This is a genomic window from Streptosporangium sp. NPDC020145, from assembly GCF_040631275.1.
Taxonomy (GTDB): domain Bacteria; phylum Actinomycetota; class Actinomycetes; order Streptosporangiales; family Streptosporangiaceae; genus Streptosporangium.
Genome location: NZ_JBEXZT010000030.1, coordinates 1 through 25,714 on the forward strand (window position 1 = coordinate 1; position 25,714 = coordinate 25,714).

The following is a 25,714-nucleotide window of genomic DNA, read 5'->3' on the forward strand; positions in this document are numbered from 1 at the left end:
TCGCAATCACGAAGGATCACGCGATGGCCGTCCTCATTCACGGCGCCACGCCATCTAGCTGGGGAAACTCATACACCACGTCCGTGGACGCAACCGAGGGTGCTCCCCGCGCACGCAGGGATGGTCCCGCGGGATCACGCTGCTGGTTGGCCGAGATGGTGTGCTCCCCGCGCACGCGGGGATGGTCCCCCGCGAGACATCCGAGACCTGCGCGATGTCTAGTGCTCCCCGTGCACGCGGGGATGGTCCCAAGCCCCAGGTCATCCGGGAAATCGCGCAGCAGTGCTCCCCGCGTATGCGGGGATGGTCCGTGCTCTGGGATGGCGCTTTGGTTGGCCAGGGGGTGCTCCCCGTGTATGCGGGGAAGGGTCGCGTTCGTTCGTTGGGCGTTGTGCGGTGTGACCTCTGCCGAAGGCTTGCCGGTGACCGGTCGGGGTGGGTGCGCCTGCCGTACCTGCGAGTGGGTGACGGTCCCGGCGTGAGGCGTCAGGTGAGGAGGTGCATGACCCTTTTCGCCTGGCGCCTCAGGGTGTCCGGTGGGTTGTGGGGGGTGGCCGGGCCGGTGGGGCCCAACTGGAGGAACCACAGCAGGGCGATGAGGCGGCGGAAGCCGTTTACGCGGTTGGCCTCTTCCAGGGTGAGGGTGAAGTGAGCCAGGAGTTTCTCCGCGTCGAGGGTGCCGTCGAGGCGGGAGATGTGTTCGACCACCTCGCCGAGTTCGAAGGCGCGGTCGTTGTGGCCGGAGTCCTCCCAGTCGACCAGCCGGATCCGGCGCTCGTGGTCGTCCCAGAGGTAGTTGGCGTGGTTGCCGTCCGCCAGGCCGATGACGGGTGGGAACGGGTTCACGGTGAGTTCGTCCGGGGCGGTCGAGGACAGCCAGGCGACTCCCGCGCGGTAGGCGTGCCGTACGAGAGGGTCGTCGCCGAGGTCGAGGCACCTGTCGGCCCAGGTACGGGCCTTGTTGACGGCCACGGCGGGACCCCAGGGGGCGGGCTGGAGCGTCCGCGCCACCGTGGCGGGAATCCGGTGGAGCCGGTTCAGGGCGGCGGCCAGCGCGCCGATCTGCTCGTCGGTGGCGTGTGTTCCGCGCAGGACACGGCCGGGGAGCCTGCTCATCGTGATCGTCGGTGGGTCGGCGCCGAGCGTGGCCCTCACGGGGGTGGGGGCGAGGCCGGGGGCGTGTTCGGCCAGGAGTGTCAGTGTCGTCCACTCCCGGTGTGGCTCTCCTCGGTCCCACGAGGCGTATCGCTTGGTCACGACGTTGTCGCCGAGTTCGAGGTCGTGGGTGCTGAACCGGTCGGCCATGCGTTCGCCGTACGCCTTCTCCGTTGTCCGGGATGGGACGGGACGAGGTTATCGAAGGGCGCCGTTCGGCAGACGGGAAACGTTCTTCTCGGGCGGGTCGGGTACGGCGGACATTCCGTGTCCTCACATGATCGGTATGACGTCTGCCCCGGTGGCGGGATCGGAACGGTCGGCCGTGCACGTATGTGACGGAGTTTCGGTCACTCGCCTTCCGGGTCGGTCTTTCGTGTGGAGAGGGAGGCGGCGATTAATGTCGCTCCGCCGGCGACGATGAGGACGGTGATCGGGATCCGGACAAGGCTCCTCGTGTCCGTGCAGCCGCTCTGAGGACCGATATTCCGAAACGATTCATCCTCGGACGTGAAATCGGTCTCGAAGAACACCGAACCGCATTCTCCTCCTTCTGCGGTGACGGGCATCATTCCGGCGAGGACGCCTGAACCCACCAACAGGAGGCCGATGAAAGCGAGCACCTTGGCGTTCATGCATTTCCCTTCGGTCGGTCCTGGTCGCAGCGGATCATTCCATGACGGCCCGTGCGGGGGAAGGCCGCCGGTGAAGGCGCCGTGGCCCTGGTTGGGCGCCGCCACCTGTCGACCCCTGGTGAACCGGGCCCGCCCCGTCCGTTCACCCATGCCGCCGGTTCGGTGAAGGCCGTCCGGTTGGCGAGTTTCCGGTCTGCCGTAACTCTTGGGGCGTGATTGTAAACGAGCCTTCCAAGCCATCCGTAAACGTTTCCATAGCGCCATTGCATGGAAATTTGTGGGGTATTCCAGATTCGAATTCGGGACCAGCTTGAGGGCAGGTTCAGGCCCATTTCATCCGGGCTCTCTGCAATCCCTTCACCCCCCGAGGGAACTGTGAGAGGAGTCATCGAGAGTGAACCGCATTCACAGGACAGGTGCGATCGCCATGCTGGCGGCGGCGGCCATGACCGCGGCCTCGACGTCCAGCGGCGCGCTCGCCGTCGCATCGGGTGCCGTGCCGTACGGCAAGGCCGCCTCCGCCGGTACGCCGGTGTTCGCCCCCTCCGACCCCCAGTCCCGCCTGCGGGCCGAGTCCGCGGCCGACGTGGCCATCGCGGCCCAGGCCAAGCGGCTTCACAAGGGAAGCGGCGAGACGCTGACCCTGGCCGAGAACGTCACGGGCGCGTTCGGCGTGCAGTATCTGCGGTATTCACGCACCTACAAGGGGCTGCCGGTGTACGGCGGCGAGGTCGTTGTGGGCACCGACCGGTCGGGCGGCGTGGTCCAGCAGGTGACCACCGGGCAGACGGCCGACATCACCGTCGGCACCGTGGCGAAGGTCACCGGCGAGCGGGCCGTCGCGATCGCCCGATCCCAGCTCGCCACCGTGGAGAGCGCGGGCGTGCCCGCGTTGGTGGTCCACGCCACCACGGCGACACCCCGGCTGGCCTGGGCGGTCGACGTGTCCGGCGCGACCACGAGAGGCCCGAGCGTGCTGCACGTCTTCGTGGACGCCCGCACCGGCGCGGTGATCGACAAGGTGGACGAGGTCAGGGAAGGTACGGGAAACAGCTACTACAACGGCAACCCCGTCACCATCTCCACGTCCGGATCGTTCGGGTCGTACACCATGTCCGACCTGACTCGGCCGGGCCTCAAGTGCGGCAACCAGAGCGGGCAGGTGTACGCCCGAGCCTCCGACTCGTGGGGCAACGGCACCGGGACCGACCTCGTGACGGCCTGCGTGGACGTCATGTTCGCCGCGCAGACCCAGTGGAACATGCTCAAGAACTGGCTGGGTCGTAACGGTCACGACGGATTGGGCCACGGCTTCCCCGGCCGGGTCGGCCTCAACGACGTCAACGCGTTCTGGAACGGCAGTTACACCAGCTTCGGCCACTCCAGTGACAACCTGCGCCAGGTGACCTCGCTGGACACGGTGGGCCACGAGTACGGGCATGCCATCTTCCAGGGAACGCCGGGCGGAGCGGGCAGCGGTGTCGAGACCGACGGCCTGAACGAGTCCGCGGGCGACATCTTCGGCGCGCTGACCGAGGCGTACGCCAACGAGCCCGTCACCCTCGACCCGCCGGACTACATGGTCGGTGAGGAGGTCAACCTGGTGGGAACCGGGCCGATCCGCTACATGTACAACCCCTCCCTCGCGGGCGACCCGAACTGTTACCCGTTGCCTTCGAACATCGATCCCCACAAGGCTGCGGGGCCGCAGAACCACTGGTTCTACCTGCTGGCCGAGGGCAGCAACCCCGGAGGCGGCAAGCCCAGCTCCCCGATCTGCTCGGGCGGGCCGGTGGAGGTGGTCGGCATCGGCATCCAGAAGGCGGGATTGATCTTCATGGGAGGGCTGCAGGGCAAGACCCAGCCGTGGACCCATCGCGCGTCGCGCATCGCCACGCTCAGGACGGCCAAGACGCACTTCAACTGCTCCTACGAGTTCAGCGCGACCAAGGCCGCGTGGGACGCCGTCGGCGTGCACGCCCAGTTCCTCGAACCGACCTGCCCGTAGCGCACACGTGACGGCCACAGGAGGGCCCCGGACGGGAATCGGCACGCGTCCGGGGACACTCCTGGAGCCGCCCTGGCGCCGTCAGTAGTACCCCTTCTGTCCGTCGAGGAGTTCGCGCATCGCGTCCAGGTGGCCGACGTGGCGGGCGGTCTCCTCGACCATGTGGATCAGGATCCACCGCAGGGTCGGGGCGTAGTCCGGCTGCCCGCCGACGTCGTCCAACGAGTGGGCCGCGGTGATCTCGTTCGAACGCGCGTACTGCGCCTCGAACTCGTCCAGCAGCCGGGCCAGCGGTACGCCGTCGGCCATCATGTCGGCGTTGAACGGCAGATCCTTCCGGAACTGCGGGTTCGTCTCCTCGGGCTCACCGAGGAAGATCACGTTGAACCAGCAGTGCTCGGTCCACCGCATGTGCGAGACCAGCCCGGCCGGTGTCATCAGCGGAGACTCCGGCAGCACGGCACGGTGCTCGTCCTCGGCCCGCAACCCCTCCAGCTTGTGGCGCACCAGCACCCGCTGCAGGTCCAGCCACCCGACCAGCTGGGTCCGCTCATCCGCGACGAGGGGAGGCCGTCGCTCGTAAAGGCTCATGCCCGGAACCTAACCGCCGGACAGGCCCGCCGTACGGCCGGAGCGGACGTCGATCGTCAGGCCCGGGGGAGCCGCAGGACCAGCCGTGTCTGCGGGCCGTCTCCGACGCTGAGGTCGCCGCCGTGGTCGCGGGCGATGTCCCGGGCGATGGGCAGCCCGAGCCCGGTCCCTCCGGCGTCGCGTGAGCGGGTGCGGTCAAGCCGGGTGAACCGTTCGAACACCCGCTCCCGCATCTCCGGTGGAATCCCCGGACCGTCGTCCACGACCTCCAGTACGGCCTCGTCGCCGTGGCCCCGTACGACCACCCGCACCATCGAGTCGCCGTACCGGTCGGCGTTGGACAGCAGGTTGGTGAACAGGCGGGCCAGCCGCAGCCGGTTGCCCCGCACGTACACGCCGGGCTCGACGTCCAGTGTCAGTGAGAGCCGGCAGGGCCGCCGCCCGCTCTCGTCCTCGACCATTCGTCCCAGGTCGAAGCGCTCCTGCGAGACGGGCGCCCCCGCGTCGAGCCGGGCCATGAGCAGCAGGTCCTGCACGATGTCGGCCAACCGCTGCACGTCGTCCAGGGCCGCCCGCCAGTCGGCCTCGGTACGCTCCTCCATCCCCGCCTCCAGGCGCACCATCAGACCGCTGATCGGGGTGCGCAGCTCGTGGGAGGCGTCGGAGACGAAGCGGCGCTGCCGTTCGACGGCGTTCTCCAGCCGGTTCAGCGTCTCGTTGGCCGTGGCGGCCAGTTCGGCCACCTCGTCCCCGGTGGACGGAACCTCGACACGTCCGCTGAGGTCCTCGGCGCTGAACCGTTCCAGGGCTTGCCTGATCCGTTCGACGGGTGCCAGGACGCGGCCGACGCCGTACCAGGCGCCCCACCCCATCAGGGCCAGGAGCAGCGCGGACGAGCCGAACAGAAGGGCGGGCAGGAGGGGCGAGTTCACCATGAACGGTTCTTCCATGGCGGCGTAGGCCACGACCGGGCCGTACACGGTGGCGCGGTTGCTGGTGCCCACGATCACCATGCAATGTGACCCCGCGCACACCCGGTCGTCGACCCGCGAGTCGCCTCCGGTCGGCCTGGCCCGCGTCAGTGGCGGACGGCCCTCCAACCTGCGGGAGGAGACCAGGACACGGCCCTGGTCGTCCACGATCTGCAGGAGCCGGACGTCGCCCTGCGGTGGGATCTGCCCGGGGAACCGCCGGTCGTCGATCATGGTGGTGAGGTGGCGGCTGGCGGCGGCGGCCTGGTCGGTGAGCTGGGCCCGCACCCGCGCCGGGTAGGTGACCGAGATCGTCGCCGCTCCACCCAGGATGACCAGGCCGAACGCGACCACCGTCGTGATCGTCATCCGGGCTCTGATGGAGTGAGCGCGCGCCATGTGTCCGACTGTGCCAGGACCACCACAAACACCAGGTCAAATGCCCTTCCGGGGGTGAACTCGTGGTCGAAAGGTCACCGGCCGAGTGGTACGGCTTCCGCACCCTGACGACCTTCATGGGGTTTGGGCGTGGGGCCTGGACGTGAAAATCGACGATGGACAAAGCTCTACGTGTTTGATTCATTACATAAGGTGTTGGAAATGCTTGAGTGATCTTCCCGAATCGGTCGAAAAGGAAAAATCACGATGAAGGCAACGATCTCCACCGTACGAATCGCCGCCGGTCTGTGCGCCCTGGCAGTCAGCGGGGCGATGCCGGCCGTCGCCCCCGCCGCGTCGGCGGCGACCTCGGTCCCCGCCCCGTTGTTCAGGGCGAAGCTGATGGTCAACCACAGCGGCAAGTGCCTGGACGTCCCCGGCGCGAACCAGGCCGCCGGGCAGCCCGTACAGCAGTGGCACTGCTACGACGCCCCCGACAACCAGACGTGGAACCTCGTCGCCGCCTACAACAGCGACCTCGCGGACGGGTTCGTCGCGGACAACTACTACACGATCCGCGCCCAGCACAGCGGCAAGTGCCTGGAGGTCCAGGGAGGGGCCACCACTGACCAGGCGTCCGTCATCCAGCAGGCCTGCGACACCACCTACCGCACGACCCAGCAGCAGTGGAAACTCGTCCAACGGCCCAACGGCTACTTCAGCCTGGTCGCCCGTCACAGCGGCAAGTGCCTGACGGTCCCGCGAGGCAACCTCACCGACGGCGTCCTCGTGGTCCAGCAGGACTGTTCGAACGACCTGCCCTACCAGGAGTGGAAGCTCCTCTGAACCACCTGTCATGACCGGCCGCCGCGCTGTGGAACCGCTGACAGGTCCTCGCGCGGCGACCGGTGGGTGTCGGTACCGGCTGACAAGATGACCGCCATGCCTTACGACCCCGCCCCAGCCCCGGTCCGCGAGGAGTTCCACGGTCTTCTAGAGCACCTCGACGCCGTTCGGAGTCGGCCTTCCGGCCGTGTCCTCACGGGCATCACCGACCTTGACGCCCTTCTCGTCTCCCTGAGTCCCGGCACCCTGTCCGTCGTGGCCTCCCGTCCCGGTGTGGGAAGCACGACCCTGCTGCTCGCCTTCTGCCGAGGCGCCGCCCTCACCGACGACACTCCTACTCTGCTGGTCAGCTACGAGTCCTCCCGGCGTGACCTGCTCACCCGCATCGCTTCGGCCGAGGCCCGCGTCAGCCGGCACGCGATACGCCGCGGCACCCTGAACGACATCGACCGCGACAGGCTCGCCCAGGTGACACCCCGCATCGCCGAAGCCCCGCTGTTCCTGGCCACTCCCGCCGACTGGACCCTGGGCGAGCTGAGCGCCCGCATCACCCGTGCCTGCACCGACGAGCCCGCGGCCCGCCTGGTCGCCGTCGACGGCCTGCGGCACATCCGCCCCGACACGCGCGGCGGCACCCACGAGCAGGAGATCGCCGAAACCGTCCAGACCCTCAAGGCGCTCGCCGTACGGCTGGAGGTCCCCATCATCGTCTCCACCGACCTCGACCTCCCGTCCGAGGCGGGTTCCAACCGGCCGCCGGACATGTACACCGACCTGTGCGCTCCCGTCGCCCGCACCGCCGACCTTGTCGTCCTGGTGCACCGCGACGACGCAGCCGAGCGCGAGTCCTCCCGTGCGGGGGAGGCCGACCTGATCGTGGCCAAGGACCGCAACGGCCCCACGGCCTTGGTCACCGTGGCCTTCCAGGGGCACTACGGTCGCTTCGTCGACATGCCACATGATGTGGACATGCCTCCGCACGGCTGATGTTCCGGCTCGCGGTGGGGCGGACGGCCGCGCGCTGTCGGGTTGTTGGCGAAGGGGTTTTCGATGATCGGCAGGCTGCAGTGCGTGGTTCTGGACTGCCCGGACGTTCTGGAACTCGCACGGTTCTACCGGGCGCTTCTGGGCGGCGTGGTCAATCGGCCCGATCCTCGGTGGGCGGTCGACGACGACTTCTCGACCCTGCACACCGGTTCTGGTCTTGTGCTCGCGTTCCAGCGGGTGGAGGACCACCGGCCGCCCCGATGGCCTGACAGCGCGCACCCGCAACAGTTCCACCTGGACATCGACGTCCCCGACCTCGACCGGGCCCAGAACGAGGTCCTCAGCCTCGGCGCCACCCTGCTCCACACGGACCCCCGAGGCTGGAGGATCTTCGCAGACCCGGCGGGTCACCCGTTCTGCCTGCTCAGGGGGTGAGGCGGGGGCCTGCTGTGAACCGTCCCCACGTGCGCGGGGACGGCCCCAACTAGACAGGATCGACGCCCACCACTGGAAAGTGCTCCCCGCGCACGCGGGGATGGTCCCCCGGGGTTGATCGGGAGCGTGATGTCGTACTGGTGCTCCCCGCGCATGTAGGGATGGGGTCGTAGGGTCGGGGGATGTTGGTTTGGGTTAATGGGCCTTTTGGGGGCGGGAAGACGCAGACGGCTCATGAGCTTCGGCGGCGGTTGCCGGGCAGTGTGATCTGTGATCCGGAGCATGTCGGGTTCGGTCTGCACCGGATGCTGCCGCCGGAGCTGCGGGGCGACTTCCAGGACCTTCCCGCCTGGCGGCACGGGGTTCACGAAATGCTTGAGCTGGTCCTCGGCAAGTACGACGGGCCGGTGATCGTGCCGATGACGGTCGTGGAGCCGGAGTACTTCGGGGAGATCGTCGGCCGACTGCGGGAGAACGGCCACGACGTACGGCACTTCGCGTTGCTGGCCGACCGGGCGACCGTGTTGCGGCGGTTGCGTGAGCGCGGCTTCGGCCAGGTCGTGCGGTTCTTCGCAGGGCGCAAGGTCGCACTGAGGAGGGAGAGCTTCGCCGTGGCCAAGCTCGACCGGTGCCTGGAGCGGTTGCGCGGTGAGGAGTTCGCCGAGCACATCTGGACCGACCACATCACCGTCGCCCAGGTCGCCGACCGGATCGCCGCCTCGACCGGCCTGAAGCTCGCCCCGAACACCGACGGCCGACTACGGGGTCGTGTCCGCCGGGCGGCGACGGGCCTCAGGCACATTCGTTTCGACTGAGCGCCGCCTCGGTACGTGAGCGGACCGTCTCCCGGGGGTCAGGCGCATTCGTTTCGACTGGGTGTTTCCGTACGTTTCCGAGGGTGAGGCGAATTCGTGGCAGGTGGAAAATTCTTCCCGGGAGGCTGAAAATCGCCTTCGGAAAATAGAATGATATTCATGGAGGACGAAAAGGGGTACACGGAACGGCACGCTCTGTCATTCGGGGGTGTCGCCCAGGTTTACGACGACGCCCGGCCGGATTATCCGGACGAGCTTTTCGAGTACATCGCGGGAAGGCTCCCCGGGCCGAAGGTGCTCGAAGTCGGGGCGGGCACGGGGAAGGCCACGATGGGGCTTGTCGACCAGGGGCTCACGGTGACGGCCGTGGAGCCCGATCCCCGGATGGCGGCCATCCTGCCGAGCCGCGCCGGGGGGCAGGTCGGGGTCGAGGTGGCGACCTTCGAGTCGTTCGCGGCGGCCGGGCCGTACGACGGGCTGGTCAGCGCGCAGGCCTGGCACTGGACCGACCCGGAGACCCGGATGGACCGGGCCGCCGCCCTGCTGCGGCCCGGCGGGTTCCTGGGGCTGGTCTGGAACTGCGGCCCGCTCAGGCAGGAGGAGGTCGTCGCCGCGATCCGCGCGATCTACGACGACTTCGGGCTGTCCGACCTTGAGCGGCCCGCCGAGCCGATCACCGGGGCCGAGGCCGAGGTGATCCAGGATCCGGAGACCTGGCCGGGCGACGAACTCGACGCGCATCCCGGGTTCGAATATCTCGGCAGCGTCCTTTTTTCGTGGCAGGAGACGCTCAGGGCCGCGGAATTCGGCGCCTACCTGCGTTCGACGTCCTATTTCCAGACACTTGGGCCGGAGAGAGGTGAGTCCCTGATCGGGAGAATAACCACGATGATTCACCGGGATTTCGACGACCTGGTGACCGTCGACTGGACCACACAGTGTTATGAGGCCGTGAGGCTGGGCTGAACCAGGGCTCCGGACTCCATCGCGACCCAGATCGCGCCGTCGGGCCCGACCGTGAGCCCATGGGGTTCGGCGCCCTCCAGGGGATACTCCTCGATCCGGCCCTCGGTGGTGACGCGGCCCAGCTTGCCCGCGCCCCACTCGGTGAACCAGAGGGCGCCGTCCCGGCCGGTCACGATGGCGTGCGGCCTGGCGGCGCGGTCGGGCAGCGGGAACTCGCTGATCGCGCCGGAGGTGTCGATCCTGCCCACCTGGCCCGCGCCGATCTCCACGAACCACAGGGCCTCGTCCGGTCCGGCGCAGATGCCCACCGGGGCGGCGCCCGGTGTGGGCAGCGCGTACCGCGTCACCTCGCCGTCGACGGTGACGCGGCCGATCGCGTCGCCCTGGTTGAGGGTGAACCAGAGCGCGCCGTCGGGTCCCGCCGTGATCGCCGACGGCATCGCGCCCTCGGTCGGCAGCCGGTGGAGGGTGATGTCGCCCGACGTGGTGATACGTCCGATCCGGTCGCCCTGGAGCTGGGTGAACCACATGGCCCCGTCGGGGCCCGCGGCGATGCCGTACGGCGACTGCACGTCGAAGGCGGTGACCGTGCCGTCCAGGGTGATCCGCCCGATCCGGCCACCGGCGAACTCCGTGTACCACAGCGCCCCGTCGTGCCCCGCGGTGATCACCGTGGGCTGACCGTCGGCGGGATCGAGCTGGAAGATCGTGGGTTCCTCGCCCGGCACGACCCGCCCGATCCGCCCCTGATGGACGAGCGTGAACCACAGCGCGCCGTCGGAACCGGTGACGACGCCGTAAGGTGAACCATTGATCAACATATGTCGCCCCCTGAGAGTTCGATCTCCGTGCCGGTGAAACGGCGCCGCAGCGCCCGGTCGTGCGTGACCACCACGAGTGCGCCGCCGTAGCCGTCGAGCGCCTCTTCGAGCTCCTCGACCAGAGTGAGCGAGAGGTGGTTGGTGGGCTCGTCGAGCAGCAGCAGGTCGTGCTCGCCCGCCAGCAGTACGGCCAGCGCCAGCCGTCGCCGCTGTCCCACCGACAGGGCGCCGACCTTGAGTTCGAGCGCCTCCGGAGGGAACAGGCCGGTCGCCAGCAGCGCCTCCTCCTCTCCGCCGTAGGTCTCGATGACCGTCCTGTCCGGATCGAACGCCACCTCCTGCGGGAGGTAGCCGGTCCGTGCGCCCGCCTCGGCCGCGATCGCGGCGAGCAGCGTCGACTTGCCCGCGCCGTTGGGCCCGTGGATGAGCAGCCGGTCGCCCGCCGCGATCCGCAACCGGTCGAGGCGCACGAGCGTGCCCGTACGCCCACCGGCGGGCGCGAACGTGCCGTGGAAGCGCAGTGGCCTGGGCGGGCGTGGGACCGGGTTCTCCTCCAGGCGGCGCAGGCGCTCCTGGGCCTGCCGTACGCGTGAGGCCACCGAGCTCTGCACGCGCCCGGCGTTGCGGTCGTAGGCCATCTTGTTGTTGTCCTTCATGGCCCGGCCGACGGCGACGCGGTGCGCGGTGGTCGTGGCGAACTCCTTGACCTGCCGGATCTCCTCCCGCCAGTCGGCGTGGGCCTGTTCCCGGCGCAGCCTGGCCGCCGCCTTCTCGGCGAGGAACCCGCTGTAGCCGCCGCCGAACCTGGTCGTCGTGCCGTCCTCGACTTCGAGGATCGCCGTCGCCACCCGGTCAAGGAAGGTCCGGTCGTGTGAGACCGTCACCACGGTGCCCCTGTGCTCGCGCAGCCGGTCCTCCAGCCAGGTCACCGCCGCCTCGTCGAGGTGGTTGGTCGGCTCGTCGAGCAGCAGGATCTCCGGCGAGGCCGCCAGCACGCACGCCAGCCCCAGCCGCGCCTGCTCGCCGCCGGACAGGCTCGACAGCACGCGTGAGCGCTCGATCCGTGACAGACCCAGCCCGTGCGTCGCCTTGTCCACCCGGGCGTCGGCCTCGTAGCCGTCTCTGGCCTCGAACGCGGTGAGCAACTCGCCGTACCTGTCCATGTCCTGTGCCTCGGCGGCCTCCTGGATGTCGCGTTCGAGCGCGCGCAGCTCGGCCAGGGCGGCGTCGATCGCCTGCTGGACGGTGTGGTCACCCGGCAGGCCGAGGGTCTGGCTCAGATAGCCGACGCCACCCGCCGCCGAGACCGTCACCTCGCCGTCGTCCGGCGTCTCCGTCCCGGCGATGATCCGGAGCAGCGTGGACTTGCCGGAACCGTTCTCGCCCACGATCCCCGCGCGTTCGCCGGGGCGGACGCTGAGGGTGACCTGGTTGAGGACCCGGCGTTCGCCGTAGGACTTCGAGACTCCTTTGAGGGAGAGCTGTGTGGTCAGTGAAGAACTCCAATCGCAACTCGTGTTGCTTTAGGCTAGCAGGGTCAAGGCGCCTAATGCAACTGGAGTAGACTTTGGAGCAGCGTCCCGGTGGTCGCAGCGCTCGCGTGCGCGACGCCGTACGGCAGGCGACCCTCGCCGAACTGGCCGAACGCGGTTACGGCGGACTGACGGTGGAGAACGTGGCGATCCGCTCAGGTGTCCACAAGACGACCGTGTACCGCCGCTGGGGGAGCGTGGAGGGGCTGATCGCGGACGCGCTGGAGCTCGCGCGTGAGGAGCCGTGGCCGATGCCCGACACCGGCTCCTTCCAGGAGGACCTGCGGGAGATCGTCCGGCTGGTGCAGAGCGGGTTCGCCGACCCCGTCGCAGGCCCGGTCTCCGCCGCGTTCGTGACGGCCGCCGTGCAGAACGGCGACGCCGCGCGATCCCTGCACGACTTCTTCACGGCCCGCCACGAGCAGGCGGCCGAGGTGGTACGGCGGGCCGTCGAACGGGGCGAGGTGCCCGCGGGCACGGACGGCGCCGACGTGATCAGGACGGCCGTCGCCCCGGTCTACTACCGGCTGTTCGTCACCCACGAGCCGGTCACCGAACACGACGCGGTACGCGCTGCCGACGCCGCTGCCGCCGCCGCCCGCGCGGGCGTCTTCTCGGCACTCCAGCCGTAGACCCTGACCACGGCCCGCGAACGGCCCGCCGTCGGCGACGGCCGATCCGGGCACGGATCGACGTGGGTCTCCCGCGCTTTTTGGGAGAGACGTGCGCCAGGCCCCCGGGTTTCCCGAGCCCCGGGGGCCACTCGCATCCAGGGATGCCCTTACCCGGCGGCTCCCAACAGCACTGCCGATCCCTGGCTCCCGAACCTCGTGTGGTGGGTGGGGGAAGATGCCGTTTCCGCCCTCCCACCGACCGAGGAGACCCCGCTGAGACGGGGGACGCCGTTGCCCGTCCCGGGAGGCACCGCAGTCCTTTCCGTACTCCACGAGGTGGGAGGGCGTCATGGACAACTCTGTGCCGACGGCGGACGCCGAACAATCCGGGACGACATCCGTAGGGGTACGTGGTTTTTGCCCGCCGTACCCACGGACCCCACCGACCCCACGACCCCGTGGCTCCCGGTCCACGATCCCCCGTGAAGAAGGGTCAGTCGTCGAGTAGGTCGGTTCTGGATTGTTTGCCGAGTTTCTTGAGGGTCCTGGCGACGTGTTGTTCGACCGTACGGGGAGACAGGAACAGCGCCTGGGCGATCTCGCGGTTGGTCCGGCCCTTCGCCAGCAGTCTGGCCACGTCCTGTTCGCGGGGGGACAGCACGTCGCCGTACCCCCGGCGGCCCCGTTTGGACGGTTTGACCGTGCCGTGGCTGCGCAGGCGGTACCTGCACCGGTCGGCGTCGCGGGGCGCGCCCATCGCGGCGAAGTCGTCGGCCAGCGCGGACAGTTCCTCGGTCGCCCGCGCCGCCTCGGCGCCGCCCCGGTCCATCCGGCACAGCGCGGCCTGTTCGGCGGCCAGCGCCGCGTAGTACGGCGCGGGCAGCGCGCGGTAGAGGTCCCTGGCCCGTTCGTAACCGTCGAGGGCCAGGGCCGGGTCGCCGGAGGCCCGGGCCAGCCAGGCCCCGGCCATCTCCAGCGCGGCGGCGGCCATCGGGGTGTCCTTGCCCTTGATATTGCGTTCCAGTTCCCGGGTGAGCTGCCTGGCGTCGTCCGTCCTGCCGACCTCGACGAGTACGGCGACCGCGACGGGGACGAGTTCCCCGGTCCAGGACCAGACGCCCTTCGCACGCGCGACGGCCAGGCCGCGTTCGATCTCGGCCAGGGCGAGCGCGTTCTGCCCCTGGGCGAGCCTGAGCCTGGCCAGGCCGGCGAAGCCGCCGATGGCGATCGGGGTGATGGCGTCGTGCGGGGCGGCGACGCCGGTCACGGCCAGGCGTTCCTCCGCCTCCTCCCAGTCGCCACGGACGATCGCCAGCGAGCCGAGGACGAGGGAGAGTTCGCTGGCGACGGGGAACAGGTCGTGGTACTCGTCGAGCAGGTCGGTGGCGCGTTCGGCCAGGCCGTTCCACTCGCCGAGGAACCAGGAGAGCCTGGTCTGGGTGGCGCGGGCGGTGCTGACGACGAACGGCGCCCCGGAGTCGATGGCCAGCCGCAGGCCCGTCTCCAGCAGGGTCCTGGCCTGGTCGTGGTGGCCGACGCAGGTGCAGGCGTCGGCCATGTTGCAGTGCACGCGGGCGAGGTGCCGCTGTTCGCCGGTGGTCAGCGGGGCGGGGGGCGACAGGAACGCCAGCTCCCGCAGGACGCTCGGGTCGCCGGTCTGTATCAGCGACGACAGGTGGTTGGCCAGCAGGGACAGGCGCACCTCGCCCTCCGCGGCCCTGATCAGCTCGCGCAGCCGTTCCCGCCACAGCAGGACCTGTGCCACCGGAGCCGTGCCGTAGAAGGGCTGCGCCAGGACGGAGACCCCTCTGGCGAGCAGGTGGGGGCGTTCGCCGAGCTCGTCGAGGGCCGTCTCGATCACGGCGCGGCCCGCTTCGAGACCGCCGATCTGCCGCACCAGGAGCATGCCGAGGAAGAGCCGCACCTCGCCCCTGGCGGCGGTCGAGAGCCGGGGGTCGCTCAGCAGCCGTTCCAGGGTGGCCACCGGGTCGTACTGGTCGAGACCGGTGTGCGCGACCTGGCCGAGTTTGACCGCCAGCCGGTCGACGTCACGGGCGGGCAGCCCCGGGTATCCCAGCAGGCGCTGGAGCAGTCCGGTGGCCGCCGAGACGTCGCCGACCTGCGCGGCCAGGTCGGCGGCCCGCTCGCCGTAGCGCAGCGCGAGCGCGGCGTCCCCGGCGTGGTGGCTGTGTTCCGCCATCCGTACCACGGGCCTGGGGACGCGGTGTTCGAGCGCCCGCAGCGCGCGGGCGTGCAGCCGCTGCCTGTCGTAGCCGGGCAGCGTGTCGTAGACGGCCTGCCGGGCCAGCGAGTGGCGGTAGCCGTAGGAGCGCTCGTCGATCTCGTACAGCACGCCGTTGCCGAGCGCGGAGGCCAGGGCCTCGTGACAGCGCCGTTCGGTCAGCCCGGCGACCTCGCTCAGCAGCCCGGCGTCGACGGGCGTCTCCAGTACGGCCGCCGCCTGCGCGAGCCGTACGGCGGGCAGGGGCATGCCGGTGAGGCGTTCGGCCATGGCCTCCCGCAGCAGCACCGGGACCTCGACGTTCTCCAGCAGTTGCCGGGTCGCCCGGCCGCCCTCGGCCGAGTCGCGCAGGGCGAGCAGGGTCTCCTCGACGACGAAGGGGATGCCGGCCGTGCGTTCGTACAGTTTTCCGGCGAACCGGGTGGAGATGGTCCTGCCGAGGAGGGCGGCGGCCAGGACGCGCACCTGGGCGCGGTCGAGGGGGCGCAGGTTCACCAGGATGCTCGCCGCGCCGGGCGGGGGACGGTAGGCGCTGCCCAGCGGCACCCCGCCGGGCACGTCCTCGCGCCGGTAGGTGACCACGATCGACAGGTTGCGCGGCAGGTCGGCCATCAGGAAGCGGAGCAGGTGCCGTGAGCCGTCGTCGGCCCACTGGAGGTCCTCGACGACGAGCAGCGCGGGCCCGACGCCGGAGAGCAGTTCCCTGACGGCGCGGAACAGCCGGTGGCGTTCCGACCGTGGGTCGCCGGTCGGCTCCGGCGCCTCGGGCAGGTAGGCCGACAGTTCGGGCAGCAGCGCGCGCAGCACGCCGGTGACCGGGTTGAGCCGGTTGCGGGCCAGGGAGGGCGGGACGGGCGGGTGGGCGAGACCGCCGAGCGCCTCGATGACCGCGCCGTAGAGGAACGGCTCCCGCAGCGACTGGCAGCGGCCGAGCATGATGCGCAGGTTCCGCAGCGGGGGACGGCCGAGCAGCTCTCTCAGCAGCCTGCTCTTGCCGACTCCGGCCTCGCCCTCGATCATGGCCACCGCGGGCTGTTCGGAGAGCGTCGCGGTCAGTGACTCCAGCTCGGTCTCACGTCCCACGAGGACGGGTGACGCCGTTCGCGCCGGACCGTACGCCTCGTGCCTTGGAGCCGTGGCCATCGCATGCCCCTGTCCGCATCGCCGTGCAGCACCACGTGGAGTGAAAGCGTAAGTGAACTCATAGTGGTTGTGAACACCAGTTTTTCGGTGGATTACGTAGCTCTACGGAGGTTCCTACGGATTGCGTTGTGTTGGTCCCAGGGAGATGGTGCTTCGGTACGGCTGTTGGGCATCCCCTGACGTTCGGACGGGGGGTATGACGAGGAGACGATGAGGACGCGAAATGTCCATGACGGCGCATCGGCAATCTCGTCCGTGCGTGTTCCTTGAGGGTGAGTGCCGGGAGAGGACCCCGGGGCGGTGGGCGACCTGCTGGGCGAGGTGCTGGGCGGCGCGTTGGGACGCGAGCTGGGACGCCCGGTGGGGTACGGTCCGCCCGGTCGGCCTGCGCGCGTTCGCGGCCACGCCCTCCTCGGTTCCCGACGCCCGTGCGTGGGTGCGTGAGCTGCTTGAGGACCTTGACGGCGCGTCCTGCGCCGACCTCCTCGACGACGTGTTGCTGCTGCTGAGCGAGGTGGTCACCAACGCCGTCGTGCACTCCGACTCGGCACGCCACGAGGAGGGGCTGGTGACGGTGCGTGTCGGCGTGGGCAACGGCACGGTCCACGTCGAGGTGCTCGACGCCGGATCGGCGACGGGCGGCCCCACCGTACGGGAGGCGACGGCGGACGGCCTCGGCGGCCGGGGGCTGTTCCTGGTCGACCTGCTGTCGGCCGACTGGGGCTCGCACTGCGGCGACATGGGCGGCGCCGTGTGGTTCAGGGTCGGCGCCGACCACTCCAGGAGAAACACCCTGACGGGCTGATTTCCCGTAAGGGACACGTCGTCCGGCGGGACTCGCTTCCCTCCCGTCGATAGCATGGGGCGCGTGGGAAGGCGCTGATGCTTACAAGACTAGAGGTCGACGGATTCAAGAATCTCCTGCAGTTCGAGGCGGATCTTGGCCCTTTCACGTGTATCGCGGGCGTCAACGGCACCGGAAAGTCGAATATCTTCGACGCCATTCAATTCATCAGTCTCCTGGCGGACAAGCCTCTGATCGAAGCAGCCCAGGAGGTTCGCGGTGTTCACGGTGAACGCCTGGGTGATCCGCGCGATCTTTTCTGGAACGGATACTCCGGTTCTCGTCACACGATGCGGTTCGCGGCGGAGATGATCGTTCCAAGTGAGGTCGAAGATGATTTCGGCCGTCTTGCCATGCCTACGACCACCTTCCTGCGCTACGAGCTGGAGATCGGCTACATTCCCCCAGGGGGGATCGAGAAGATCGGCCGCCTCAGCCTTCTGGCGGAGAACCTCCGGCACATCAAGCTGGGGGACGCGCCGGACAGGCTCCGTTTCCGGCACAGCGCCGGTCGTTTTCGTAAGGCGGTGCTTCACGGGCGCAGGGCGGGCACCGCCTTCGTCTCGACGACGAAGGACGCCGACGGTCAGCCGATCATCAGCATTCACCAGGACAGCGGCAACAGGTTGAAGGAGATTCCCGCTGCCGCGTTCCGGGCACCCGCGACGGTCGTGAGCACCGTCACGAGCACTGAGGATCCCACCATTCTGGCCGCCCGGAGGGAAATGCAGTCCTGGCGGCGGCTGGCCCTCGAACCCTCCGCGCTCCGCACGGCTGACCGCTACGTCGACCAGCGGCAGATGGACCCGACGGGGCGGCATCTCGCGGCGGCGCTTTTCCGCATCGCCTACGAGGACGGTGACCCGGAGCGGGTCTACGCGAGGGTCGCCGGTCGGCTGGCCGACCTGTCGGGTGTCGACGTCAGAGGGCTTCGGGTCGACCACGACGACGTGCGGGAACTGTTCACGGTGCAGCTCGTCGAGTCGGGTGGGCTCGTCCTGCCCGCGAGGAGCCTGTCCGAGGGGACCCTCCGCTTTCTGGCCCTCTGTGTTCTCCTGGAGGATCCGTCGGTCGAAGGGCTTCTGTGCATGGAGGAGCCGGAGAACGGCATACATCCGGCGAATCTCAATGCGATGGTTCATCTGGTGGAAGATCTGGCGGTTGACGCCGAGGAGGCGCCGGGTCCGGACAATCCATTCCGACAGGTGATTGTGAACACCCATTCGCCCGCGGTGGTCCAGTTGGTCGATCCCCAGGACCTTCTTTTCGCCGAGGCAGATATCCGACAGGCACCGGACGGCACGATGACGCGCGCTCTCCAACTGCGCCCTCTCGCGGGTTCCTGGCGGGACAATGAGAATTCGACGGGCAGGGCCGTTACCAAGGCGGATATACTGCCTTACCTTACGGCCCCGCCCGGAGCTCAACTCACCCTGGGGATCGCGTGATTCTGCGTGTCTTGTTTCTTGGCGAAGGAAGCAGTGACGGCGGTATCACAACTCATATCAGGCGTATAGCGACCGAATACGGTTTCAGGGTCGTCGTCACCGATCCCCTCACGGAGAGATTCCCCCAGTCGCGCCAGAGGACGGTCAGGTCGAAACTGGAGACGATCAAGGAGATCGGCGGCGTCTACGAGCTGGTGATCGTCCACCGTGACGCCGACGGCGACGGCAGGGAGCGTCGTCTGCATGAGATCAGACAGGCCGTCGAGGCGGTCATGCCGGACACTCCCTTCATGGGAGCCATCCCGATTCGCATGACCGAGGCGTGGCTCATGTTGGACGAGCGCAACATCCGGCAGGTCGCGGGAAACCCGAACGGCAAGATGGACCTGGGGCTCCCGAAGCCGGCGTTCGTGGAGAGGATTCCGGACCCCAAGGCCATGCTCGCCGAGAAACTCGCTCTGGCCTCGGGGCTGTCCGGCCGGAGGCTGGACAAGTTCAAGAAGCGTTTTCCCGAGCATCGCCGTCAGTTGCTGGACCGCATCGACCCGTTGGGTCCCATCTGTGAGGTCTCCTCGTGGAGAAGCTTCAACGAGGACCTTCTGGCCGGTCTGAGCCAGGCGGCCGGTCTGAGTTCGGGCTGATTCCCTGTCCGGTCAGACGCCGAGTTCGTCGCAGAGGTCGGCGTAGCGGTCCAGGTGGTCGGGGTTGCTTCGGTAGGTGCCGAGGCCGATCGTGTCGAACTCGTCCATCGGGGGTTTCGCCTGGACGCCGAGCAGGGCGAGGGCGTCGTTGATCGAGGCCTGGTCGGCCGTCAGCCGTCGCTCACCGGCGAACGCCACGGCCCACTGGTCGCCGAAGCCGGCGAAGTACTCGGTCTGGATGATCCCGAACCGTGGCTCCTCGGCGCCGGTCACCTCGCGGACGAGGTCGCACAGCACCGTCTCGCCGGGGAAGGTGGCGGGGAGGCCGTCGGGCAGGTCGAGTCGTGTGTCACGGTCCCGGGTCGCGGCCCAGTAGGCCGAGAAGTAGTGGTCGATCGGGAGGACGCTGACGCCGTCGCGCACGAGTTCGGCGCGCAGCCCCACCGAACGGGCTCGGTCGGCGTCGATCCGCCCGGCCACGACGAGAGCGCAGATATGGTGTCCCACGCCCGAATCCTACTGTCCGGTTACATGCCCTTTCGGGGGGTAACCGGTGTTGAACGGCAATGTTGGACGTTCCGAAATGGCCCGCTGAGCTGCGGATATATGGCGAGAAAAGCCTTATGTCATGAGATCGATATCACATTGACATTGCCCTGAAATATCAGCTCCATCACTGTGCGTCGTCCGAACTTGTTCCGGAGTGCCGTTTACCCGGAATGTGGCGGCAACGGATGTAATCGCTGCTCGGGGAGGCGGTGCCATGCCGAGGCCTACGGCACTGGTCGTGCGCCGCGCGCTCAGTGAACCACTGCTGTTGTTCGCGGCTTTCGGGGCGATCCTGCTCGCCACGACCACACTGGTCGGGCTGAGCGTCTACGCCACCTCGGTGGTCGACGCGGGTGTCCGCCGTACGCTGGAGACCGTTCCCATCGAGGTCTCCGGCGCCATGGTCAACGCGCCGGTGCACGAGGGCACCTTCGAGGCGACGGACAAGGCCCTGCGCGCGCAGGTCGCCGAGACCTACGCGGGCCTGCCCGTCGTGGTGACGGTGCACGGTCAGTCGGACTCCTACGCCATGCCCGGCCAGGAGCGCAGGTCCAAGCCGGAGCTGCTGAGGTTCGGCACCCAGCAGGGTCTCGCCGAGCACGCCCGGCTCGTCAAGGGCGCCTGGCCGAAGACCGGGACCGAGGTCGTCGAGGCCGCGATCACCGGCGTCGTCGCGCGGGACACCGGAATGGCCGTCGGGGACTCCTTCACGGTCGAGGGACGACTCGACAAGTCGAAGGTCCGCGTCAGGATCGTCGGTGTCTTCGAACTGAAGGACTCCCACTCGGGCCGCTGGGCGGGGCAGCCGTTGCTCACCCGGGGCATCGAGGTCGGCGGCTACGTCACCCACGGACCGCTCATGGTGTCCGAGGGGGTGTTCCTCGACCGGTTCGCCGCGGGCACCTCGGTCTCCTGGCTGGCCGTTCCCGACCTGCGCTCCCTGCCGAGGGAGGGGCTGCGTCCCCTGGCCGCCGAGGTCGGCGCCATGCAGGGGGTGCTCAAGCGAAGGCCGGGCTGTGAGGGCTGCACACTCGCCACCCGGCTGCCGGAGCGGCTGAACCAGCTCGCGACCGCGACCCTGGTCGCCCGCTCGACCATGCTCGTGCCGGTATTGCAGCTGCTGTTGCTGGCCGCCTACGCGCTGACGCTGACGGCCCGGCTGCTGGCCGACCACCGGCGCACGGAGACCGCGCTGCTGCGCTCCCGGGGCGGCGGTGCCGTACGGCTGGCGCTGCTCGCGGCGGGGGAGGCGCTGCTGGTCGCGCTGCCGTGCGCCGCGCTCGCCCCACCGCTGGCCCTGCCGCTGCTCAGGGCGGTCAACGCCATCCCCTGGGCGGGGGCGTCGGGCACGTCGGTCGCGGTCGACGTCGGGCCGTCCGGTTACCTCACCGCCTACGTGGTCTCGGTCGCGGTGGCGCTCGGCTGTGCCGTACTGATGACGCTGCCCGCGCTCAGCGGCTCCCGCCGCACCTATGTGGCCGAGCAGACGGCGCGTGGGCGCGGCCAGCGGTACGGCCCGCTCCAAAGGGCGGGCGCGGACGTGGTGCTGCTCGTCGTCGCGGCGCTCGCGGTGTGGCAGCTGCAGCACTACGGCGCCCCGGTCACCGCGACCGCCGGGGGCGAACTGGGCATCGACCCGCTGATCGTGGCCGGTCCCGCCGTCGCCCTGCTCTGCGGTGGCGTGATCGGGCTGCGCGTCGTGCCGCCCGTCTCCAAGGTCGCGGAACGGCTCGCCGCCCGCCGCGTCGACCTGGCGCCCGCGCTCGGCGCCTGGCAGGTCAGCCGCCGTCCGGGACGCTACTCGGGGCCCGCGCTGCTGCTGACCATGGCCGTCGCGATCGGTGTGGTCAGCATGGCGACCACCGCCACCTGGCGCGGCTCCCAGGAGGACCAGGCCAGGCACCAGGCCGGGGCCGACCTGCGGGTGGCCGCGCCGCCGGAGAACGCCGAACTGGGACCGCTCGGCAGGGCGGCGGCCTACACGTCGCTGCCCGGCGTGACCTCGCTCAGCCCGGTCTACCAGAGCGGCGGCGAACTGGCGGGTGAGGAGACGACCCTGCTGGCCGTCGACGGGAGCGAGCTGCCCGGCATGCTCAAGCTCCGTCCCGACCTGTCGAAGGAGACGATCGGCACGCTCGCCCGCGGGCTCACCGCGGCCCGCCCCAAGCTGCCCGGCCTGGCGGTCCCCGGACGCCCCGACCGGCTGCTCGTGCGGACCCGCCTCACCGTCCAGGACCCCGCGAAGACCGAGGACTACGCCAACACGGGGCTGATGCTGACGCTCGCCGACGGCGCGGGCACGAGGTATCCCGTCCGCTTCTTCCCCGGCCTCGGGGAGCGGGAGACGGCACTCGACCTGACGCCGCTGCGCGGGCGGAGCGGGCGGCTGACCTACCCGCTGACCGTCGCCTCGATCGTCGTCGACGTGCCGCTGCCGATCGAGGGGGCCGGATTCGAGGCGGCCGTGCTCGGCGTCAGGACGGGAGACGGCGCCCAGATCACCGTGCCGGAGGGGACGCGGCTGGTCCACGGGCTCTCGGCCACGACCGCCAAGGAACGCGGCTTCGAGACCGGGGAGGGGCTGTTCACCGCCTCGTTCGAGGCCCCGCCGCGCCGCGAACCGTTCGACGCGCTCGCCCCGCAGCGGGTCACGGTCACCCCCGTGGCGAAGGAGGTGCGGGAGGAGACGGTGTTCTTCAGTGAGGGAACCCCGCAGGGCGACCATCTCGGCCCGCTGCCGATCGTCCTCACCGCCGACCTGGCCGCCAAACTTCGCCTGACCACGGGCACGACGGCCAAGGTCACCTTCGACCGGCACACCACCGTGATCAAGGTCGCCGGGATCGTGGAGGGGGTGCCGGGGACGACGTCCGGTGTGCCCGCCGTACTGCTCGACTGGCAGACGATGCAGGTGTGGGACATGCTCGGCCATCGCAACCCGCGCATGCCGACCGAGTGGTGGCTGAGCACGGACGGGGCCGAGACCACCGGGGCGGCCGCCGAACTCAGCCGCCACCCCGGCTGGGAGACGACCGTGGTCGACCTGTCCTCGCTGGCCGACGGCCTCAGGGACGACCCGCTCGCCGGCGGGCTCAGGGGGGCGCTGACGCTCGGCTTCCTGGCCGCGCTCTCCTTCGCCGTCCTCGGCTTCGTCGTCAACGCCGCCGTCGCGGCCAGGGAGCGAACGTCCGAGTTCGCCATCCTGGGCGCCCTCGGCGTCGGCTTCCGGCAGGTGTTCACGATGCTCGCGGTCGAACAGGCCTTCCTGATCGGCCTGTCCCTGGCGGCCGGGACCGGGGTCGCCGTGGTCGTCGCGTCGCTGGTCGTGCCGTACATCGTGCTGACGGGCCAGGCCACGGCCGTGACCCCGAGGGTGCTGCTGGACATCCCGTGGCCGGCCACGCTGGGGCTGCTGGTCACGGTCGCCGTGCTGCTGTTCGCGATCGTCGCCGTGCTGGCCCGTGCGCTGCGGCGCCGGGGCATGGGCGGCGCCCTGCGGATCGGGGAGGACCGATGAACCCCTGGACACAGGTACGGGTCAACCGGGGCGTCGCCGCCGTGCTCGGCCTGCTGGTGCTCAGCGCCTGCCTGCTGGTCGCCGCCGTGCCCAAGGTCACCCAGACCGCCTACGACGAGGCACTGCGTGACGCCATGGCCAAGAGCGAGCCGAAGCGTACGGACCTGACGGTGGTCAGCAGGCGCAACGGTCCCCCGCAGGAGCCGCTCACCCCGGCCGTGCTGCTGGACGCGGACCGGAGGTTCAGGGCGGAACTGCCCTCCGCACTCCGCCGGGCCGTGGCGGCGCAGGGCGCCGGGAGCAGCCACCACATGGTGCGCAAGAGCGAGAACCCCGTGTTCGCCGTGGACGGCGAGGTGCGCTCCTACCAGTACCTGAACCTGGGCTGGGTCTCCGGCACCGAGCGGTATGTCCGCTATGTCGAGGGCCGTCCGCCGGGAGAGCCGAAGAAGCTGGACGACGGACCGCTGTTCGAGGTGGCGCTGGCGAAGCAGGCCTCCGAGGAGATGCGGATGCCCGTCGGCTCGACGGTGCAGCTCGGCGGCCTGCAGAAGCTGTCGGCCACGGTCACCGGGCTGTTCGAGCCGATCGAGCCGGACAGCGGCTACTGGCGGCACAACGAGGCCTTCCGCCGGGTCATGAAGATCCGCAAGCCCGGGGCCGACACCGACGACTGGTACGCCACCGGGCTGGTCGCCGGAACCGCCCTGCCCGAGCTGGGCGCGATGTACCCCAACGTCACCTACCAGTGGGTGATCGGCGTCAACGGCCCCGCGGTCACGACCCTGCGGGCACCCGAACTCGCCGAGGCGGTGCGCGCCTTCCGGGGGGCCGTCCCGGTCGTGCTCGACGGCACCTCGCCCGGCTCCCTCGACACCGGGCTCGACTTCCTGCTCGACGAACACCTGAGCCGCATGCGCGTGGCGGAGTCGCTGCTGCTGTTCGTCATCGGGGGCCTGCTCACCGTGTCGCTCGGTGTGATCGCGCTGGTCGTACGGCTGCTGGCCGAACGCATGCGCCACAGCCTGGTCCTCATCCGGGCCAGGGGAGCCTCCCTGCCCGGGATCGCCGCGACGACCGCCGCGACGGTCGCGGCGGTCGCGGTGCCCGCCGGGGTGGCGGGCTACGCCCTGTCCTACGCGCTGCCCGGACCGCTCACCCTCTTCGTGCACCTCGGCCCGCTCGTCGTCGTGGCCGTCACCGCGCTGCTGGCCGCCGGGCAGGCCCTGGACCACCGGTGGCCGCGCGCCGACCGGCGTGACGACGTCGCGACCTCCCGCCCCTCGCCCCGGCGGATCACCGCCGAGGCCGCGGTCGTCGTGCTCGCCCTCGCCGGGACCTACCTGCTGCGTCAGCGCGGACTCACCACCCAGACGGGCGAACGGGGCTCCGACCCCTTCCTGATCCTGGTGCCCGCCGGGCTGACCGTGGCCGTCGCGCTGGTCGTGCTGCGCTGCTACCCCTACCCGCTGCGCCTGGCCGTACGGCTGGCCGCCAGGCTGCGGCCCGCGGTGCCGTTCCTCGGCCTGACCCTCGCGGCCAGGGCCAGGCCCGCCGCCACGCTGTCGGTGCTGATCCTGCTGCCCGCGCTGGCGGTCGCGGTGTTCGGCACCGTGATCTCCGGCGGGCTGGCCACGACGCAGCAGGCCTCGGGGTGGCAGCAGGTCGGCGCCCGCGCCCGGCTGGACAGCGCCCTGCCCCTCACCCCGGAGGCGGTCGAGAGGATCAGGCAGGTTCCCGGGGTCAGGAACGTCGTCCCCGCGACGCGGAGCACCGCCATGGTCAGACCCGACATGCAGCAGGTCATCGTGCTCGGCGTCGACACGCGCGCCTACCGGGCTCTGCTGTCCGGCAGCCCTCTGGTCCTGCCGGACGCGCCGGTGCTGGTCTCGCCCGACCTCGCAGGCCGGGGGCCGATCGAACTGGTCGCCAGGACCTCGCGCGCGCTGACCCCCGGCGGCGTCGCCGTCGGCCTGCCCCGCATGTACGGCGGCGGCCCCCTGGTCGTGGCCCCGCCGGACGGCTCCCCGGTCAACACGGTGTTCATCGACGGCTCCGGCATGGACGCCAAACAGCTGAGGGCCGCGGCCGGCATGCCGGACGTGCAGGTGACGAGCCTCGACGACGTCCTCGCCGACATCGTGGGGGCGCCGTTCACCGCGACGATCGAACGGGCCTTCACCGTCGTCACGATCGCCCTGGTCTGCTACGCGCTGGCCGCGGTACTCGTCGCCCTGGTGACCGGCGGCGCCGACCGCACCGGCACCCTGTCCCACCTGCGGGCCCTGGGACTGTCGACGGCCCAGGCCCGCCGGCTGACCGTGCTTGAGATCGCCCCGATGATCGTGCTGACCGCGCTGGCCGGGATGCTGCTCGGCCTCGCGCTGCCCGCCGTACTGGGGCCCGGGATCGACCTGCGGGCCTACACCGGGGGTCTCGCGGTCGAGGTCTATCCCGCCGACCTGACCACACCGGTCCTGTTGACCGCGGGCCTGGCGGCGGCGGCCGTCCTCGGGGCCTTCGTGTACGCGACGCTCGGGCGCGCGGTCGCCCCGCGCCTGAGAGAGGGAGAGTGA

Annotated in this window: 20 protein-coding genes; 12 read left to right on the top strand and 8 right to left on the bottom strand. The window is 70.1% G+C overall.

What is annotated here, in order from left to right; all coding sequences use genetic code 11:
- Positions 1 to 486: 486 nt before the first annotated feature.
- Together ABZ463_RS34970 and ABZ463_RS34975 are read right to left on the bottom strand one after the other, a co-directional pair.
- Positions 487 to 1,305 (bottom strand): aminoglycoside phosphotransferase family protein, encoded by an 819-nt coding sequence (locus ABZ463_RS34970; RefSeq protein ID WP_362782953.1) that lies wholly within the window; start codon positions 1,303 to 1,305, stop codon positions 487 to 489.
- Positions 1,306 to 1,505: 200 nt separating this feature from the next.
- Positions 1,506 to 1,790, bottom strand: coding sequence for a hypothetical protein (locus tag ABZ463_RS34975; RefSeq protein WP_362782956.1), 285 nt, complete (start codon positions 1,788 to 1,790; stop codon positions 1,506 to 1,508).
- Between the two features lie 394 nt (positions 1,791 to 2,184).
- Between ABZ463_RS34975 and ABZ463_RS34980 the strand changes: the two genes are divergently transcribed.
- Entirely contained in the window at positions 2,185 to 3,798 is a 1,614-nt protein-coding gene (locus ABZ463_RS34980; RefSeq protein WP_362782959.1) for a M4 family metallopeptidase, read from the top strand.
- Positions 3,799 to 3,879: 81 nt separating this feature from the next.
- Here the strand turns inward: ABZ463_RS34980 and ABZ463_RS34985 are convergent, their stop codons facing one another.
- Positions 3,880 to 4,389, bottom strand: coding sequence for a DinB family protein (locus ABZ463_RS34985; RefSeq protein ID WP_352015800.1), 510 nt, complete (start codon positions 4,387 to 4,389; stop codon positions 3,880 to 3,882).
- Between the two features lie 56 nt (positions 4,390 to 4,445).
- Positions 4,446 to 5,729, bottom strand: coding sequence for a HAMP domain-containing sensor histidine kinase (locus ABZ463_RS34990; RefSeq protein WP_362782963.1), 1,284 nt, complete (start codon positions 5,727 to 5,729; stop codon positions 4,446 to 4,448).
- Positions 5,730 to 6,005: 276 nt separating this feature from the next.
- On the opposite strand from ABZ463_RS34990, the gene ABZ463_RS34995 reads away from it, so the two are divergent.
- From ABZ463_RS34995 to ABZ463_RS35015, 5 genes are all read left to right on the top strand, one after another.
- Entirely contained in the window at positions 6,006 to 6,584 is a 579-nt protein-coding gene (locus tag ABZ463_RS34995; RefSeq protein ID WP_362782966.1) for an RICIN domain-containing protein, read from the top strand.
- Between the two features lie 96 nt (positions 6,585 to 6,680).
- The gene (locus ABZ463_RS35000) at positions 6,681 to 7,571 is read left to right on the top strand and encodes a DnaB-like helicase C-terminal domain-containing protein (RefSeq protein ID WP_362782968.1); all 891 of its coding nucleotides are present in this window, start codon (positions 6,681 to 6,683) and stop codon (positions 7,569 to 7,571) included.
- A 63-nt stretch (positions 7,572 to 7,634) separates the two neighbouring features.
- Complete coding sequence (locus ABZ463_RS35005) at positions 7,635 to 8,006, top strand: VOC family protein (RefSeq protein WP_362782971.1); 372 nt, start codon at positions 7,635 to 7,637, stop codon at positions 8,004 to 8,006.
- Positions 8,007 to 8,188: 182 nt separating this feature from the next.
- The gene (locus ABZ463_RS35010; RefSeq protein WP_362782974.1) at positions 8,189 to 8,821 is read left to right on the top strand and encodes an AAA family ATPase; all 633 of its coding nucleotides are present in this window, start codon (positions 8,189 to 8,191) and stop codon (positions 8,819 to 8,821) included.
- A gap of 159 nt (positions 8,822 to 8,980) precedes the next feature.
- Entirely contained in the window at positions 8,981 to 9,787 is an 807-nt protein-coding gene (locus ABZ463_RS35015; RefSeq protein ID WP_362782977.1) for a class I SAM-dependent methyltransferase, read from the top strand.
- On the opposite strand, the gene ABZ463_RS35020 is transcribed toward ABZ463_RS35015, so the two are convergent.
- Both ABZ463_RS35020 and abc-f read right to left on the bottom strand, forming a co-directional pair.
- Entirely contained in the window at positions 9,763 to 10,608 is an 846-nt protein-coding gene (locus tag ABZ463_RS35020; RefSeq protein WP_362782980.1) for a virginiamycin B lyase, read from the bottom strand. The genes ABZ463_RS35015 and ABZ463_RS35020 overlap by 25 nt on opposite strands.
- Positions 10,602 to 12,101, bottom strand: a complete 1,500-nt coding sequence (gene abc-f, locus ABZ463_RS35025) for a ribosomal protection-like ABC-F family protein (protein WP_362783141.1) — start codon at positions 12,099 to 12,101, stop codon at positions 10,602 to 10,604. The genes ABZ463_RS35020 and abc-f overlap by 7 nt, the downstream gene beginning before the upstream one ends.
- A gap of 74 nt (positions 12,102 to 12,175) precedes the next feature.
- Here abc-f and ABZ463_RS35030 point away from each other — a divergent pair, with 74 nt between their 5' ends.
- Positions 12,176 to 12,772, top strand: a complete 597-nt coding sequence (locus ABZ463_RS35030) for a TetR/AcrR family transcriptional regulator (protein ID WP_362782983.1) — start codon at positions 12,176 to 12,178, stop codon at positions 12,770 to 12,772.
- Between the two features lie 475 nt (positions 12,773 to 13,247).
- Here ABZ463_RS35030 and ABZ463_RS35035 read toward each other — a convergent pair whose 3' ends face one another.
- Positions 13,248 to 16,139 (bottom strand): AAA family ATPase, encoded by a 2,892-nt coding sequence (locus ABZ463_RS35035; RefSeq protein ID WP_362782986.1) that lies wholly within the window; start codon positions 16,137 to 16,139, stop codon positions 13,248 to 13,250.
- Positions 16,140 to 16,398: 259 nt separating this feature from the next.
- On the opposite strand from ABZ463_RS35035, the gene ABZ463_RS35040 reads away from it, so the two are divergent.
- The 3 genes from ABZ463_RS35040 (at position 16,399) to ABZ463_RS35050 (ending at position 19,072) form a co-directional block, all read left to right on the top strand.
- Positions 16,399 to 16,944 carry an ATP-binding protein gene (locus ABZ463_RS35040; protein WP_362782989.1) on the top strand — a complete coding sequence of 182 codons (546 nt, stop codon included), beginning with the start codon at positions 16,399 to 16,401 and terminating at the stop codon, positions 16,942 to 16,944.
- Positions 16,945 to 17,021: 77 nt separating this feature from the next.
- The gene (locus tag ABZ463_RS35045) at positions 17,022 to 18,431 is read left to right on the top strand and encodes an AAA family ATPase (protein WP_362782991.1); all 1,410 of its coding nucleotides are present in this window, start codon (positions 17,022 to 17,024) and stop codon (positions 18,429 to 18,431) included.
- Positions 18,428 to 19,072: a hypothetical protein gene (locus tag ABZ463_RS35050; RefSeq protein WP_362782994.1), complete on the top strand. Its 645-nt coding sequence runs from the start codon at positions 18,428 to 18,430 to the stop codon at positions 19,070 to 19,072. Before ABZ463_RS35045 ends, ABZ463_RS35050 begins: the two co-directional genes overlap by 4 nt.
- Positions 19,073 to 19,084: 12 nt before the next feature.
- On the opposite strand, the gene ABZ463_RS35055 is transcribed toward ABZ463_RS35050, so the two are convergent.
- Complete coding sequence (locus ABZ463_RS35055) at positions 19,085 to 19,579, bottom strand: hypothetical protein (protein ID WP_362782997.1); 495 nt, start codon at positions 19,577 to 19,579, stop codon at positions 19,085 to 19,087.
- A 256-nt stretch (positions 19,580 to 19,835) separates the two neighbouring features.
- On the opposite strand from ABZ463_RS35055, the gene ABZ463_RS35060 reads away from it, so the two are divergent.
- Both ABZ463_RS35060 and ABZ463_RS35065 read left to right on the top strand, forming a co-directional pair.
- Positions 19,836 to 23,138 (top strand): ABC transporter permease, encoded by a 3,303-nt coding sequence (locus tag ABZ463_RS35060; RefSeq protein WP_362783000.1) that lies wholly within the window; start codon positions 19,836 to 19,838, stop codon positions 23,136 to 23,138.
- Positions 23,135 to 25,714 carry an FtsX-like permease family protein gene (locus tag ABZ463_RS35065; RefSeq protein ID WP_362783005.1) on the top strand — a complete coding sequence of 860 codons (2,580 nt, stop codon included), beginning with the start codon at positions 23,135 to 23,137 and terminating at the stop codon, positions 25,712 to 25,714. The genes ABZ463_RS35060 and ABZ463_RS35065 overlap by 4 nt, the downstream gene beginning before the upstream one ends.

Excerpts from the sequence above, each read along its gene's own strand:
- ABZ463_RS34975 (WP_362782956.1), bottom strand. The coding sequence starts at position 1,790 with ATGAACGCCAAGGTGCTCGCTTTCATCGGCCTCCTGTTGGTGGGTTCA.
- ABZ463_RS35045 (WP_362782991.1), top strand. The coding sequence starts at position 17,022 with ATGCTTACAAGACTAGAGGTCGACGGATTCAAGAATCTCCTGCAGTTC.
- ABZ463_RS35000 (WP_362782968.1), top strand. The coding sequence starts at position 6,681 with ATGCCTTACGACCCCGCCCCAGCCCCGGTCCGCGAGGAGTTCCACGGT.
- ABZ463_RS34970 (WP_362782953.1), bottom strand. The coding sequence starts at position 1,305 with ATGGCCGACCGGTTCAGCACCCACGACCTCGAACTCGGCGACAACGTC.
- ABZ463_RS35010 (WP_362782974.1), top strand. The coding sequence starts at position 8,189 with ATGTTGGTTTGGGTTAATGGGCCTTTTGGGGGCGGGAAGACGCAGACG.
- ABZ463_RS35065 (WP_362783005.1), top strand. The coding sequence starts at position 23,135 with ATGAACCCCTGGACACAGGTACGGGTCAACCGGGGCGTCGCCGCCGTG.
- ABZ463_RS35020 (WP_362782980.1), bottom strand. The coding sequence starts at position 10,608 with ATGTTGATCAATGGTTCACCTTACGGCGTCGTCACCGGTTCCGACGGC.
- ABZ463_RS35005 (WP_362782971.1), top strand. The coding sequence starts at position 7,635 with ATGATCGGCAGGCTGCAGTGCGTGGTTCTGGACTGCCCGGACGTTCTG.
- ABZ463_RS35035 (WP_362782986.1), bottom strand. The coding sequence starts at position 16,139 with ATGGCCACGGCTCCAAGGCACGAGGCGTACGGTCCGGCGCGAACGGCG.
- ABZ463_RS35015 (WP_362782977.1), top strand. The coding sequence starts at position 8,981 with ATGGAGGACGAAAAGGGGTACACGGAACGGCACGCTCTGTCATTCGGG.
- ABZ463_RS34995 (WP_362782966.1), top strand. The coding sequence starts at position 6,006 with ATGAAGGCAACGATCTCCACCGTACGAATCGCCGCCGGTCTGTGCGCC.
- ABZ463_RS35060 (WP_362783000.1), top strand. The coding sequence starts at position 19,836 with ATGCCGAGGCCTACGGCACTGGTCGTGCGCCGCGCGCTCAGTGAACCA.
- ABZ463_RS34985 (WP_352015800.1), bottom strand. The coding sequence starts at position 4,389 with ATGAGCCTTTACGAGCGACGGCCTCCCCTCGTCGCGGATGAGCGGACC.
- ABZ463_RS34990 (WP_362782963.1), bottom strand. The coding sequence starts at position 5,729 with ATGACGATCACGACGGTGGTCGCGTTCGGCCTGGTCATCCTGGGTGGA.